6 protein-coding genes are annotated in these 16,373 nt (G+C 62.3%); 2 read left to right on the top strand and 4 right to left on the bottom strand.

All coding sequences use genetic code 11. From position 1 onward, the window contains the following. Window positions 1-26: 26 nt before the first annotated feature. On the bottom strand, window positions 27-413 hold the full coding sequence (locus ACFQ0E_RS13895; RefSeq protein ID WP_386824794.1) for a hypothetical protein: 387 nt from the start codon (window positions 411-413) through the stop codon (window positions 27-29). Then, window positions 410-1,126, bottom strand: coding sequence for a hypothetical protein (locus ACFQ0E_RS13890; protein WP_386824792.1), 717 nt, complete (start codon window positions 1,124-1,126; stop codon window positions 410-412). Before ACFQ0E_RS13890 ends, ACFQ0E_RS13895 begins: the two co-directional genes overlap by 4 nt. Window positions 1,127-1,751: 625 nt before the next feature. On the opposite strand from ACFQ0E_RS13890, the gene ACFQ0E_RS13885 reads away from it, so the two are divergent. Next, entirely contained in the window at window positions 1,752-2,558 is an 807-nt protein-coding gene (locus ACFQ0E_RS13885; RefSeq protein ID WP_386824790.1) for a hypothetical protein, read from the top strand. 84 nt (window positions 2,559-2,642) lie between these two features. Next, window positions 2,643-3,023, top strand: a complete 381-nt coding sequence (locus ACFQ0E_RS13880; RefSeq protein ID WP_386824788.1) for an integrase core domain-containing protein — start codon at window positions 2,643-2,645, stop codon at window positions 3,021-3,023. 184 nt (window positions 3,024-3,207) lie between these two features. Here the strand turns inward: ACFQ0E_RS13880 and ACFQ0E_RS13875 are convergent, their stop codons facing one another. Further along, window positions 3,208-3,474, bottom strand: a complete 267-nt coding sequence (locus tag ACFQ0E_RS13875) for a hypothetical protein (protein ID WP_386824786.1) — start codon at window positions 3,472-3,474, stop codon at window positions 3,208-3,210. 2 nt (window positions 3,475-3,476) lie between these two features. Further along, complete coding sequence (locus ACFQ0E_RS13870; RefSeq protein ID WP_386824784.1) at window positions 3,477-16,328, bottom strand: putative Ig domain-containing protein; 12,852 nt, start codon at window positions 16,326-16,328, stop codon at window positions 3,477-3,479. Window positions 16,329-16,373 lie beyond the last annotated feature (45 nt).

The following is a 16,373-nucleotide window of genomic DNA, read 5'->3' as shown; positions in this document are numbered from 1 at the left end:
TCAACAAACCCTGCAATGATTTCTGATCATGACTGCAGTTCCTCGATCAACTGATTGAAAACATGAATGAATCGCTCGTCGCGCTCCAGCGCATGCGCGATCGCATCGATCATCGGCTGCCACTCCGCGTGTTCACGAAGCGACGCGCCGAACTCCCACAACAATATCGCCTTGACAACCTTCGGGCGGACATGGTTCACGGCGACGGCATCGCCGACATCCACGCCCTGCACCAGTGTCGCCAGCTGCCGTCTCAGAGATTGCGAATCCGGGCGTGAAGTTCCCGTCGTGGAGGATGCCTCTTCCGCATCCTCCATCCGCGGTCTGCGTCGCGCCTCGCCCGACTTCTTCGCCAGCTCCGCGCGCAACGCAGCGAACTGCGCGGACAGCGACGAGAGCCGATCGATGGTCACTCGTCGTTGCCGCTACGGCCGTACCCGTAGCCTGCGAGATAGGCAGGCGCCGGCGCGATGTCCGAAGCCACGGCCGGCGCTTCGATCGTGCCAGGCAGGTTCTGGCGCAGGTTGTCGCTCAGTCGACGCATGTCCACGGCCAGTGCGGGAATTTCCTGCGGCAACGCGAGTCCGGCTTCGAGTTCGCGAATGCCTTCTTCCGCGTTTTCAGCAGCGATCGCGGCCATCCCGCGCGCATAGGCAGCCAACGCATCCGTGCCGTCGAACAGCGGCGACATCACCTCGCGAACCTCGTCCGCAGCGCCCTTCATCGTGAGCAGCTGACCCAGCTGGAAACGCGCGACCGGGAAGTCCGGCGCCAAGGCCACCGCAGCACGGAAACCCGCTTCCGCGCGATCGAACATGCCGAGCTGCGCATGCTGCGCCGCGAGCAGGAACGTCGCATACATGTGGTCTGGCTCGCGAGAAAGAATGTGTTTCAGCATCGAGATCGCTTCTGCATCGCGATTGCCGTTGATGGCTTCCAGCGAGAGGCGCAGCAGCTCTTCATTGTCGAGATTGTCGAGGTTCATCGAGGGTCCTGATGCGCCGGGCGGCGCGTCGTTCATGGTGGCATGCCCCGTCCACGATCGCGTGGACAGGGCACGAAGAGAAAGTATGGGATTCATTGCAAGGAGATCGACCGGTCGCACATCCGACCGGGACGGCGCCACCAGTCGAGCCCTGCGAAGCAGGTGACTCGGGGCACTCCCGGAGACGAGAGTCGCCGTGGTGTGACAGGGGATACGGCGTGCCCCGAGTCACCTACCCTTCTCATCCCGGCATGGAGGGGATTGTTTAGGGTTAATTTCTGATGAATTCTACTTCTGGATGAGCTATTGGATCCACAAATGAAACAATCCCCCCCCCAAAAAAAAAACTGAAACTGAACTGGGACACCCACAGCTCAGACTTTACAAAACGGGGACACCCACAACTCAGATTTCCCCGACACCCGGATCAGCAGTTCCCCGACATCCCACCTGCCCCGCCTCAAGGTGTCAAGGTGTCAAGGTGAAACGGGGACACCCACAACTCAGACTTCCCCGACACCCGCATCAGCACTTCCCCGACATCCCACCCGCCCGCCCTCCGCGACACTGAGGCATGACCCGGCCTCGTTCGCGCATCGCCCCGCATCACAGCCCTGGCGCCTTCCACTGTGTCCAACGCTGCGTGCGCCGTGCCTTCCTCTGCGGCGTCAGCGGGCAGTCCTTCGAACATCGCCGGGGCTGGATCGAAGACCGCATCCGACTCGTCGCCGAATGCTTCGCCGTCGCGATCGACGCCTATGCGGTGATGAGCAATCATCTGCATCTTGTGTTGCGCATCGACCCAGGCGAGACGCTGCGCTGGTCCGAGGACGAAGTCGCCGCGCGCTGGGTCCGCCTGTTTCCGCCGCGCGAGGACAGCGACGCCGCGATCGAGGCCAAATGCCTGCGTTTGCAGGCGAATCCCGAGCGGATCGAGACGCTCCGCGAGCGCCTCGGCAGTCTGTCCTGGCTCATGCGCTGCCTAGTCGAACCCATCGCTCGTCGCGCGAATCGCGAGGACGGCTGCAAGGGGCGGTTCTGGGAGGGCCGCTACAAATGCCAGGCGCTGTGCGACGAGCGCGCGATCCTCGCCGCCATGACGTATGTCGACCTGAACCCGATCCGCGCCGGCATGGCCGATCGGCTTGAAACTTCGACCTACACCAGCGCAGCGGAACGTGTCACGCAGGTGCGCGAAGATCCGGCATCAGCGACTTCACCACTGAAGCCGATCGCGGGCAGGCTGCGTCCTACCGTCGACATCACCACCGCCGATTATCTGCACATCCTCGACTGGACCGGTCGCCAACTCGCGCCGGGCAAGCGTGGGCGAATTTCACCGGATGCACCCGCCGTCCTCGCGAACATCGATCGCGACGGGACGCGCTGGACCACCCGCGTCGCCGCCTTCAACAGCGGCTGGCATCGCGCCGCAGGCTCGGCGCAGGACCTGATCGCTCTCGCCGAACGGATGGGGCAGCAGTGGTTGGCGGGTATCCGGCTGGCCTTGAAACTGGGGGTGAAACATCGCGAGCGGACTGGACGCCCGGCTGGGGGGATGGCGCGTGGGTGATGGTTCATATGCGCTGCCCACGCGGCCTGGGAAGGCAGCGGACGTTGGATATTACCCTCGTCCGCTGCGGTAGCAGGAAAGAAAGTGGGTGTCCCGGATTTTCCCGATTTTCCCCACTGCGGCAAGCCCGAGCAGCATCCATACGAACTGCTGCTGGCGATGGAAGGCATCGAACACCGCAGGACGAAGATTGTTACGCCGCGCACCAACGGCTTCGTCGAACGCATGAACCTCACGCTGCTGGACGAATGCTTCCGCGTCGCAGGGCGCCAGACCTGGTACATCACGCCAGCCGAGATGCAGCGCGACCTGGACACCTTCCTGCGCTACTACAACCTCGAACGCAGCCACCAGGGCTATCGCCTGAGGGGCAGAACGCCCGCCCAGGCGCTACGCAAAACGCTTGCGATCGAGGCCCTGCCATCCATCGTTCCCGAGAACGAACCCGACACACTCGCCGCGTAACCGCCACTGCCGAGGCCCGAGTGTCGGGTAATTACCCAACTTGTACAAACATACCAAGAAGAGTGGATGTCCCGGTTTACTTGCCCACGCGGCCTGGGAAGGCGACGTTGGATATTACCCTCGTCCGCTGCGGTCGGTAGCAAGAAAGAAAGTGGGTGTCCCGGATTTTCCCACCCATTTTTTCTCAAGCCCTTCCCAAAATACGTGCGGCAGATCCCACCAGCTCAGTGATATCCGTTCTATTCCCACCTCCAGCCGTGACAACACGGTCTCCCGTCAAGTAAATATCAACAATTCTGTTTATCTCGTCCTTTATTTCAACAGGAACCAATGGATATTCTTCTGCGCTCCCATGGTCAATTAAATAATTCATCATGAATAATGCCGAAACCCTGGGGGGAATTTCATTGGTGTTTATCCACGCCAAAAATTCTTTCATGGAATCATGCATGATTAAAAATACCTTGTTTTGAACAAATCGAAAATCTTTTCCTTAGTAACAAGATTGTTCTCCAGCAAGTATTTTGCCACAGCATAGTCGCCAGCCTTGACTGCGGCCCCGTGAGCGTTTGCACTAGATTTTGGCGTCGTCAGCACATCGTAGTCAGCTAAACTCATGCGCCCAACCCTCTCAAATTCGGCTGCAACAAGCTTAACCTCTTTCGCTTCATGCGTGAATACAGCGATAGTTCGAGCATCACTCCTCAACACATCACGACTAAAATAGACATTGACCATACCACTCTCTTCTGCAACGGATAGAGTTCGACTTCCCGGCCACAGATCAAATTCCACGAGCTGATTAAGTTGCCATGATTCTGATAGTGACGTTTGCGGGCCATAAAATGCTTGCGCGTCATCACTAATTCTTTTCATGTGTTCAGGACTGACCGCAACAAACCTGAGAAGATCTCTATCAATTTCTGCACCGTACTTATTCGACAGCTCAATCGCACGATCGATGGCTGCGGGTATGTCATCCGGCAGGTCTCTAGTCGGCGAGAAGTACTCAGTTTTTTCAAAAATCTGTCCGTAACTCTCTCTGCGCCCATATGATGCGGTTCCGCCAACCAACCTTCCGCCACCGAAGTCATCCATTGCCTCAGCACGCGCCGCTCTTTCCGCTCCTGCCAAATAATTGATCTTACCCAACTTTGCAACGCCAGAATATCGCGCCAAAATTTTCTCGGGCGCAACGACAACAGTCACAATATCAAGATACATCTTTGCCCGGTCCTGCACGGACCCATCTTTCTGCGACCACCATTCAGAAACCGCACGCCCGGCCTGCTCCCTACGTCGAGCGGACGTGCCCATAAAGCCATACTGATCGAACTCAGTATACAGGCCGCTCAATTGTGAGTACTGGCCCCACGCCGTCGTCTGAGAACCCAAATCCCACAGCTGTCCAGGCACGGCACTCACCCAATCAGCGACACCGATAGCCGCCTGACCCAGACGATATTCGCCAAGCTTGCTGTCACTCAGCCAATCAATAACATTCTCACGAGCACTTCTCTCTACCGTACTGAAACCGGAGCCAGAGCGACTAGATATTGATGCGAGATTCCGTCTTGATATGACATCAGAAAGCGTTGATGGCGCCGGCTCCTCGAATTGACCAAGCGTCCGACTCATTGCCTCTGCCTTGTAATTGCGAGGCGTGCCGCCTAACAGGCCAAAAACATATTGTTGATGCGCTAGATCATTGGTCTGTTGCAACCGCTTCGCCCGCTCCAATTCCGCAGCGCGCTGCAACTCGACCCTCCTCTTAGCCGCCGCCTCTGCCCTTGCTTTGGCAGCCATATACTCCGCCTGCGTTCTGGCAAACCTAGCCTCCAACCTAGTCTGACCATTCTCTATGCGAGCCATGGCCTGATCGGACAGCTCTCCATCCTGCAACAGAACGGTTCCATGCTCATCATTGAACTGGTTCTGCAGCTTTGTACTGATGTCATTGCTGATCGCAGCAGAGTGCTCTTGGATTAGAGCGATTCGATCCTCAGCACGTCTCGCACGCCAGCCATTGATCGCGCGACCAATAGCGTTGCCAGCAGCGTTCGCGAATGCGCTTCCAAAGATCTGGGCATAATCCACCTTGTCATCAAAGCCGAAGGCTCGGCGCACATGCAGATTGATTGATCCGTCAATGAATCCACCAACAAGGTCGGACCCGAACCCTGCCGACTGCAGCGGTGTGGGCAAAGTGCCGACAGCACCGCTTATCGAACTACCGACAACACTTGCTGCCATCGCCTTCCAACTGAAGCTGGTGGGCATTCCTGCAATCTTGTTGGCAGCGGTCTTTCCTGCATAGTTGATCGCTGCCGCGGCCATCCGCCCCCAGCCATTGAGAACCCGCGTGCTTTCCCCTGCAGCGTCCGCAACGGTTTTCCCGAGACCAGGCACACTCGGAAGCCCATACGCAACACCCATCGAAAGAGCGGTCGTAATACCATCTACTGCAACCTGCCTCCAGCTGAAGCTGCCGTTGCCCGTTACGCTATTGATGCCCTGACCGATAGCACTACCTGCAGCACCGGCGATGAAACCTGCCGCCATCACACTGCCGATTGTGGCCCCTGAATATGCCAGAACACCTGTAGTGATGGCTGCTCCGCCAAAATATGGACCCAAGATAGGTGCAAGAACAGGAACGAAGACACAAACGACGATAGCGATCACAAGCATGACGATCATCGCCGCCGTGCTGCATCCACCAGCGTTAGCATCCGGGATGTAAGGCAGGCTCGGGCTCGTCGGGCCGATGGCTTCGTTGGGGTTGTACGGCTTGAACGTGTTCGCGTCGTTCGCGGTGACGCTCACTTCCGGGGCGCGCAGCTGCAGGCCCGGGGTCAGGGCGGCGCTGGCGGTCAGGCCGTTGGCTTCGGCGAGCACGTACCAGTAGCGGCTGCTGCCGTACACGCGTTGCGACACCGCCTGCAGGTCTTCGCCTTCCAGCACCGCGACCATGCCGCCACCGGCACTGTAGGTGCCGCCCTGGCCGGCTGTGCCGTTGACCTTGGTGAAGGCGTTGACCTTGCCGTTGGCCAGTTGGGCACGTTGCACCCACCATTCTCCTGAGGTCGGGCGCTCCAGAAGCAGACTGACCTGCATCCCGCCACCCGCCTGCAGCTGCGCCACCTGCTTGCCGCCGCTGTGCACGAACTGGAAGTTCTGCGGCTTGTCCGCCAACTGCTTGAAGCGACCATCCCACCAGCCGTCGCGGCGGCTGTGCACCATGCCGTCGCCGGTGTAGGTGTACACGCGGATCTGGTCATGCACGCCGTCCTTGTAGGTGTGCTGGCCCTGATGAACGATCCGGCCCCAGGCGTCGAAGCTGATCCGGTTGACGGTGTTGCGATACGCTTCGTTGGTCGAGGTGCCGTACACCTCACGCTCCTGCCAGCTGCCCCAGCCTTCGTAGGTCATCGTGAAGGTGTGCGTGTACGGCAGGTCACCGTTGATCGCCTGCGTCGAACTGTAGCGATAGCTCTTCAACCGCCCCGCCTCGTCGTAGGCCGAGGCGTTGTCGCTCAGGTCGAAGTCGTTCCACGCCGGGTTGGTGCCGTCGGCTTCGGTGTAGTCCACGCGGCTGATCAGGCGCAGCAGCTGCACGTCGTTGTACTGGTCGCCGTCGTCCGGGTGGACGTTCTGCCGGCCGTTCATGCCGCGCTGGTACGTGGCCTGCAGCAGCGCACGGCCGTCGGCGTCGTACTGCATGTTCTCGGCGCCATCGAGCCAGCCGCCGACATTCACCTCCTCCGACACCAGACCGTCGCCAGAACTCTCCGGCGGCACGATCGTCCAGCGCTTCTCGCCCAGGGCGAACCGGCTGCGCGTGGCGATGATCTGGCCCGCTTCGTCGTAGCGGAACTCCTTGGCGATGCCCTTGTAGTCGCCGCCCACGCGCTGCTCGTGGAACTCGTACGTGCGCTGGCCGCGCTGGTCGTACGCGGTCACCGTCTGCATCAGGTGGCCGTCCTTGTCGCGGTGGTAGCGCACGGACACCTGACCGATCGCGTTGTAGGTCAGCATGTACGAGTCGGTGCGGTCGTCCTTCTGCTCCTGCGTCGCGGTCGCCTCGTCGAGTTCCGGCACCACTTCGATGTACGCGTCCGCCGCGCCGGCCGTGCCGACCAGGCGACCGGCCACGATCGTCATCCGGTTCTCGGCGTCGTAGGTGAACCACTGGTCCTTGGTCTTCGTCGGCAGCGTGTAGATCGGCGTGCTCGGCGGCGGTGCGGCACCGCCCTCCCCGCCACCGGACTCGGTCGTGGACTCGGGCGTGCCGTAGACAGGACCGGTTTCGTAGTCGCCGGCATCGTACTCTTCCATGCCCATGTCGAAGCTGTAGCTCTGCGACGTGTACAGCGCACCCTCGGTCTCGCCACCGCCCCAGCCGTTGTTGCTCGCACCCTCGCGCCAGACCGTGAAGCTGCCGCTGGCGGTCAGGCCCGCCGTATCGTGCGCAGTCACCGTGATCGTCCAGCTCAGGAACGCCGCGCCCGTCGGCGGCGTGCCGGTGAAGCGACGATCGCCTGCGTTGAAGCTCATCCACGCCGGCAGGCCGCTGGCGGTGTAGCTCAGCGTGTTGCCGTCAGGATCGGTGAACGCGTTCGCCGGGAACTGGTAGTTCAGGCCGTAGGTCGCGTCATGGTCCTGCAGCGTGTTGTTGTACACCGGCGCGCGGTTCGCCACGGGCGCGGCGACCGAGAACACGAAGGTGGTGCTGGCCGTACCGCCACGGCCATCGGTGGCGCTGTAGGTCACCGTCCAGCTGCCCTGCGTCGTCGCCGTGCCGCTGATCGTGCGGTCCTGCGCCCTGAAGCTCAAACCCGGCGGCAGGTTCGACACGCTGTGGATCAGCCCATCACCGTTGGGATCGGTGAAGGCCGGCAGCACCAGCCACACCGAGCCGTTCTGCGTCGCGGTCTGGGTCAGCACCGTCGGCGCAGACGGCGGCGTGTTGGCTTCCACGCCCAGGGTGAAGGTCACCGAGCTGGTCGACAGGCCATCGTGGGCGCTGTAGCTCACCGCCCAGTTGCCGGCCGTCGTCGGCGTGCCGCTGATCGTGCGCGTGGCGGCGGTGAAGCTCAGGCCCGGCGGCAGGTTCGACACGCTGTAGGTCAACGTGTCGTCATTGGCGTCGGTGAAGGCCGGCAGCGCGAAGCTGTAGCCGAGGTTCTGCTTCGCCACCGGCGTGGTCACCGACGGCGCGGTCGGCGCTGCGTTGGCGTGCACCGCGAACGTGCCCTCCGCCGTGGCGCCCGTCGGGTCGCTGGCGACGATCTTCGCCTGGTAGTTGTAGAACGTCTTGCCGCTGGCGCTCAACGCACCGAGCGTGCCGCTGATCGTGCCGTTGGCCGCGATCGACAAGCCTGCGTTCGACGGCTGCACCCACTGTGCGGCCACATTGCGCACATCCCAGGCCTGGTCCTGCGCGTTCCAGTAGGTTTCCTCGTGCGCCGGGATCTGCACCCAGAGCGCATAGGTCAAAGTATCGCCGTTGGCATCGGTGAAGGTGTTCGCCGGCAGCGCCCACGACACCGCCGAGCCCGCCTGCGCACTGCGATTGGGCAGCGTGGTGGTGTACAGCGGCGCGGTGTTGCTGACGGTGATCGCGAACGTGGCGCTGGCCGTGCCGCCCCGGCCATCGCTGGCGGTGACGGTCACGCTGAAGGTGCCCAGCGCGCTCGGCGTGCCGCTGATGAGGCCGGTCGCGGCGTCGATGCTCAAACCCGAAGGCAGGCCGGTCGCCGTGTAGCTCAAGGCATCGCCATTGGCATCGCTGAAATGCGCAGCGGTCGCCAGCGACCAGGCCTGATTGCGACCGATGGTCCTTGCCGCGATGGTCGTGGCCTGCGGCGCGGTATTCGGCGTGCTCACCGTGAAGCTGGTGCTGGCACTGACGCCTGCAGTGTCGGTCGCGGTGAGCGTAATGGTCCAACTGCCCACGGCCGAAGGCGTGCCGCTGAAGGTGCGATTGCCGGCAGTGAAGTTCATCCACGACGGCAGGCCACTGGCTGTGTAGGTCAGGGTGTCGTTGTTGGGATCGGTAAAGGCCGGCGCCTGGAAGGACCAGGTGCCGCCGGCGGTCGCAGTCTGGCCGCCGATGCTGGCGGGTACGGGCGAGCTGTTCACCACCTGCAGCGTGAAACTGGTGCTGGCAGTGCCGCCACGACCATCGCTGGCGGTGACGGTGACGCTGTAACTGCCCAGCGCCACGGTCGGCATGCCGGTGATCGTGCCCGTGCTGCTGTTGAGCGACAGTGCCGGCGGCAGGCCGCTCACGCTGTAGGTCAGCGCGTCGCTGTTCACATCGCTGAAGAACGACGACAGCGGGAAATTCCAGTCGACGTTGCGACCAACCGACTGTGCCGGAATGGCCTGCACCGTCGGCGGGGTGTTGGTGACGTCGAAGGCGAATTGCCCAACACCGGTCCCACCCTGCGGATCACGCGCCAGGATGCGGGCCTGGATCGTGCTGCCGATGAGGTTGGTTGCCGTGCCGCTGATGCGGCCCGTGACCGCATCGATGCTCAAGCCGATCTGGCTGATGTCGATCCAGTTGCCGCCGATCTGCACTTCTGCGCTGTAGCTCAGCGGGTCGCCATCGGGCTCGACGAACGAGGCCGAGGGCAAGGGCAGATCCACAGCGCCGCCGTGGACGAGCGTCTGGTTGGTGAGCTTGCCGTTGACGTACTGAGGTGCCGTGTTCGACCAGGCCTGGAAATTCAGGACGATATCGCGATCGTTCACCTGGCCTGCAGCACCGAGGAACTGGCGTTCCTGTTCGCTGATGGCATTGTTGCGGCCGGTGTTGTCCCAAGCGGCGAGTCGGATGGTGATCGACGAGCCGGCGGCCTGGTTCGAGGGGACCGTGCCAGTGAACGTGCGGGTGCTGGCGTCGTAGCTGATCCATGCAGGCAATGCCTGCAGATCGACATGATGGATCCGCGCGTTCGGCCCGTTTTCAAGATCGGGTTCGGACTCCTGGATCGCCAGCTGCGGCAGGATGGTGATGGCATCGCCATCCGCATCGACGAAGACATCCGATGGCAACGTGAAGCTGAAGCTGCGTCCGATGCTGAGCGCTTGGTCCGGCAAGGCGGTCGTGCTGCGCATGGGCGCATTGTTGTCGCGCACCAGGATGCTGCCGGCGATGGTCGAATTGCTGAGCGCCGCGTCGATGGCCTTCAGCGTGAACGGCTGGCTGCCCAGTTGCGACGGGCCAGTCGGCGTTCCATGGAAACGCACGGTGCCTGCCGTGTGGTTCACGCTCACCATCAGCCAGGTCGACAGGGCAATGTTGTCCGGCAGGTAGCGCAGCGCGAATGCCTCGCCTTCGGGGTCGATGAACAGGCTCGACAAGGGGACCGTGTAGTCATAGGCGATGTTCAACCGGGCTTCCGGGAGCGCCAGGCTCGAGACCTGCGCGACGGGCGCCGGATTGGCGCGTACGGTGAATACCAGCGTGGTGGACACGCTGCCGCCGTTCGCATCGCGCGCATGCAACTGGATGTTGTAGACATTGCCACCAGCCTCGGCCGGCGGCACCGTGCCTTGCAGGCGCAGGGTCGGCACCGGCAGGTCGATGCGATCGAATGCCATCCAGCTGGGCAGGCCGGTCGCCGTGATCTGCAGCGGCAATCCGCCGCTGAACAATTCGCCCAGCGGCTTGGACCACTGCATGCCATGGCCGACGGTGGCCTGGATCGGCGCAGGCGGCGCGACCACCGCAGGGCCGGCATACGCAGCGGCATTGATGGTGACGGAACGTTCGGCATGCGCGCCGCGCGAATCCGTGGCGCGCAATACGAACGTGTAACTTTGCTCGGAGGGCGGCGTGCCCTGCAGGCGGAGGCGTCCGCCGACCGTCTCGACCTGCAGCCATGCCGGCCAGCCGACGCCATGCGCGCTGAGGGTCAGCGATTCGTTGACATCGAGGTCGATGAAATGCGCGTACGGACTGATCTCGTGCAGGAAAGCCTGCCCGACGATGGCGGCGGGAATCGCCGGCGCATCGGCACGGGCCTCGGGCGCCATGTTCTGGCGCACCTTGACCGTGAATGTGGTGCTGATGGTGTTCGTGCTGTTGGCGGTCTCGAACGCCGTGAGCTTGACGACGACTTCGGAATCCTGGGCTCCTGCTGGCGGCGAGGCCACGAGGACGATCTCGCCGGTCTGCGCATCGCGACTGGCTCGCAGCCACGAAGGCAGGGGCGAGCCATCTGCCAACGTGATGGTCAGTGACAGTGCGTCGTTCTCGGGATCGCGGAAGATATCGCTGAACAGCAGGCGGATCTGCGAAATTTCACCGGGACGCACGCCGCTGTCGCGTGGCGGATTGATCAGCACGGGGCCAGCGTTCGACACTCCGACCGGGGTGACGCTGTTGCCGTAACCGGATGTCGACTGCACGCGACGACGGTTGCCGTTGGCGTCGTAGTCGTAGCGCAGGTCGAAGATGCGCTTGCTCGGCGTCACCGCCATGTCGTCCTGGACGACGCGCAGGACACGATTGTTGCTGTCGTAGGTCGTCCGCGTCACCGTCCAGTGGCGCGTGCCCTGACGGTCGGTGGCATCGACCTCTTCCACGGTACGGTTGCCGGCCGCGTCGTACTCGTAGCGACTGGTCGAACCACCGCTTTCGGTGATCGTGCGGATGCGGCCATTGGCGTAATAGGTGTATGTCTTCTGGCCGTTGGCTGCTGCCTGTACATACTGGTTCAGGACAGGGTCGATGGTCATCAGACCGAAACCGCCGGCCACGGTCTCGCTCATGAGCATGCCCGACAGCGGGTCGTACTCGTAGTTGCTGTCGCGTGCGCTGAGGTTGTTGTGATCGATGACGCGACCGAAAGCGTCGTACTCCCAGCTCAGCGCGTTCAGGCGAACCAGCTTGTTGTCGCGATCCGTGTGGGACGGATTCACCTCGCTGAAATGATTGGTTTCGAGGACCTTCCGCCCCTGGACATCGTAGGCGTAGCCTTGGACCACGTTCATCGCCGTCTGGCTGCGGATCATCCGCCCCTGACTGTCGTAGTCGTATTTCGCAGTGGCGTTCAACGCATTGGTCGTCGCAAGGCGATCGCCGTTCTGGTTCAGGCTGTAACTCTGCAGCACATGCTGCGATCGCACGGCGCCATTGGCCATGAAGTCGCCGATCGAGGTCACGCGGCCAGCACGATCAAAGGCCTGCCATGTGATGTGGCCCAGCGCATCTTCGACCATCCGCTGCTGGCCAAAGATGTCATAGGCCTGGCGCGTGATATTGCCAGTGCCATCGGTCATCGAAACCTGCTGGCCCACGACATCGTAGGTGTACTGCCGCAGGTTGCCATTGGCATCGCGCATGCCGACCAGACGGCCCTGTGCGTCGTGATAGCGGTAATGGACCGGGCGCTGCCAGCTGCCCGCACCGTTCTCGGCCACCACCCAGACAAGCGGGCGGGTCTCCTTCACCAGCTGGTTCTGATCGTTGTACTCGTAGTCTGTCTGGTAACCGCGCGCATCGATGATGCGGACGACATTGCCCCAGCGATCATGTGTCTGCAGGACCGTGGAAGCGGCGGCCAGATCGGTCGTATGCGTGGGCAACACCACCTTGGTCGTGCGCCCCAGGCCATCGACGATCATCGTCGTCGACGCTTCCACCGCAGCACTCGCGGTGTCGAGCCTGATCCAGTGGGATTCGCGGGTCTGTTGGCCGGCCAGGTTGTAGGCGTACTTGCGGATCGCGCCGGTACTGTTGTCGCTGACCATGCGGCCGGCGTTATCGTAGGCATAGGTCAGCGCGCCGACGACACCGGCATAGGACTTGCTGAGGATCTCGCCGAAGGCATTGTAGGCCACGATCTCGTGCTGGTCGGTGCCGACCGTCACCTCGGAACCGATCGCCGTACGCTCCACGCGGGTGCTGAGCTGGCGACCGGCCGCGTCGTAGGTATACCAGCGGTGAATCATCGTGTCGCGGCTATCTGTAGAGCCTTCCAGGCGCGACCAGCTGTGCAGCAGATTGCCGTTGGCATCATAGGCCGAGTAGGTCCGATGCAACTCCGGCGTGGTGGAATTCCATCCCGATGCACTCTGCGTCATCACCACGCGATCCAGCGCATCGTAGACGCTGAGCATCACCTGATCGCGCGCGTCGTCGATGGCAGGTGGATTGAGCCCATCGTGACCATTGGCATGGCGGCGCGTGGCGATCACGCGGCCAAGGCCGTCGTAAGCCATCGTGGTGTATGGGGAACGCAGCTCGTACAGGCTGGACGACGCCAGATTGTTCGTGCTGTTGGCCTGCAGGGCAGCATCCGCCGTATTGGTCAGCACCTGGCGCGCGGGCTCGCGCACCGAAGTCACCTGCCCGAGTGCGTTGTAGGTGGTCGTCGTGGTGCCGGCGGCATTGGTCAGCACCGTGACGCGGTCTTCGGCATCGTAGCCATATTGGCTGCTCAGCAACTGCCGCTGGACGTTGCCGTCGACAGCGCGCACATGACGCACCATGGTCTCGGACGCCTTGCGTCCCAGCACGTCATAAGTCCACTGAGTCTCGCGATCGTAACCACTGGCAGCATCGCCTGCCGCAGGCGCGGTGGGCGGCGTGCTCGTGGACAGGCCCAAGGTACCGGAGTAGTGGCTCAACACGGGGGCGCCGGGAACATGCGACGGCGCGTTGCGCACGGCAACCGCGCGGGCGTATTCGATCGTCTTCAGCACTTCGCCGGTGGCGTTGTACTGCATCGCGGTCATGTAGCCTTCGGCATCAACCACATGGGTCATGCGGCCGGCCTGGTCGTAATAGCGATAGGTCTCGGCCCAGAATCCACCGCCGGAGTTCGGGTCCGTGGAGCCGGACACCAACACCTTCTCATGCACGACTTCGCCGTAGGCGTTGTACTCGTAACGTGTCGTTGGTGTACCGCTGCTGATGATGCTGCTGTTGTCGAGATTGCGGTAATCAACGGCAGAAAGCGTGACTTCGGCCTTCTGGCCCAGACGGTTGTAGACGGTGTGGATCTGGCGATTCAATGGATCGACAGCATTGACGCCCGCAGAAATCTGCGACGAGCTGATCGCCTGCCCTGCCTGCCAGTTTGCGCCGGAGAACGCGACAACGCCTGTGTCGAGCCTCGCAGCGTAGCGCTGCAGCATGATCTGTTCGCCGTAGGCGTTGTATTGATAAGTGGTGACGTTGCGTTCCGCGTCGACCTCGGCCTGGACGCGACCGAAGCCATCGTAGACCTTGTAGCTGTAGTGGTTGTTGGCATCCTTCTGCACGACGGCGTTGCCCAGCGCGTCGTAGGTGATCTCCACCGTCGGTGCCGGACCATTGAAGACCAGGTTGCCAGTGCCCGGATCGATGCTGCCCGGATGCGGCAGCGTGGTCTTCACCAGGCGACCGACCCGGTCATAGGCGTAACTGGTCGTACGAGCGCTGGAAGCATTGTCCGCGTCTTCGGTCTTGCTCGCGACCTGACCCAGCGCATCGTAGACATAGCGGGTCACCACCGGTCGAGATGCTGCCGAGAGAGCGCCCTGCGTGGTGATGCCGTAGACCATGACCTCGGGGCTGATCTCGGCAGTCTTGCGGCCGGCGGCATCGTACTGGTACGTCCAGATCGCGCCGGCGCGATCGGTGCGGCTCAGCATCCGGCCCGTACCGTCGTAGGTAAAGATCTCGCTGTTATTGAGCGCGTCGGTACGCGTAACCAGACGACCCGCGACATCGTAGGCAGTCGTCACCTTGCGCACGTTGCTGCTGACCTGCGTGTTCGCCCATTCAGCAATTGCGTTGAGATCGACGTTGACACCCGCCCCCGGGCGCAGACCGTAACTCCGCGTCTCGACGACCTGACCAATCGCATCGTAGCGGCGCTCGCTGAGCGCGCCCGTCGGGTCAAGCACGAATCGCAGCTGACCGGCTGCGTCGTAGACATAGCGCGTGGTGCGACTGTCAGCCTGTCCAGCCAGCACGGACGACAACTGCGAAATTTCCTGTCCGGGCGTATACGCGATCGGGGCGCCGTAGCGCGTTTCACTCGTCGTCCGCCCTGCGCCATCATAATTGCGCTCGGACACCGACCAATCGCTGAAATTCCTTTGCAAGGCAAAGCGAACCCGACCGGAAGCATCGTAGACCTGCGCTTCGGTACGCGCGCTCGATTCGTTGGCCGTGACAAAGCTTGCGAAATCCGAATCTATCGTCAGGCCATTGACCAGCTTAGCCGCAAGCGCGCTGTCGAAGGCCATCGCATCGCCGTACGCACGCGACAGGACTTGGCGTCCTACACCGTCGTACAGCATCTCGGCCAGTACTGCTGTGCTCGCAGATGTCATATCGACGGTGTAACGCAACTGTCCGGCTGCGTTGTAGACGCGATAGAACGTTCCCTGATCCTGGTCGCTGAACACCAACATGGTGTCCAGCTGGGCGGCCGTACTCTCGTCGCCCAATCCTGCCGTATCCAGACGTGTAGCAAACCGGCGACTGGCAACCATGCGGCCCGCACCGTCGTACCAGCTCCGCGCGACCGCGCCGGTGGCATCAACGCTGAAAACCGCGTTCCCAGCCGCGTCATACACCGTTCTCATGGAATGCGCCGTGGATGCGTTGGCGCTCACGAACGATGCGAAATCGGCATCGACGGCCGTCCCATCCATCAGGCGCGAAGCCAGCACGGGATCGATCGTCATCGTCGTGGTGTAGGCATCCTGACGGAATGCACGACCGACGCCGTCATAGCGGACATGTCGAACCGATGCCGTCGAGGCGGAGGTCATCTGCACCGTATAGCGCACCTGACCGACTGCGTCATGTACTTGGTAACTCAATGCATCCGAGGCGTTCTGTACCTGCAACGCATCCAGTTCTTGGACCGTCGTCGCATCCGTCAATCCCTCCAGGTTGGCCGTCGAAAGACGGGTCGCAAACGTACGGGTGCCCAGAATGCGACCCGCACCATCGTGCCAGACGCGAGTGGATGCCCCCGTAGCGTCGATCGTATAGGCTACCCGGCCAGCACGATCATGCAGGTAGCGCACATGCTCGTCGCTGGCAGAGGCCACCACCATCGACGACAGCTGTTCCACTGTCGTTGCATCGGTGATCGCCGACAGATTCAGTGCTGTTGCCGCCTTGCGCACCGCCACGACCCGATCTGCATCGTCATGGCGATACTGGATGTATCCGCCTACACCATCGACGGTGTAGGTCGCACGCCCCGCCATGTCGTACACCGTACGCGTCGCCTGCGCCGTCGCCGGATTCGCGGCGACGAACGCGGCGAGGTCGGACTCCACGCCGTTGCCGCCGGCGATCTTGCCCGCCGTGGTCAGATCCAGCAT

Source organism: Lysobacter brunescens (assembly GCF_042677005.1).
Lineage (GTDB): Bacteria > Pseudomonadota > Gammaproteobacteria > Xanthomonadales > Xanthomonadaceae > Lysobacter_I > Lysobacter_I brunescens.
This window is presented reverse-complemented; position numbering and strand designations above follow the sequence as displayed.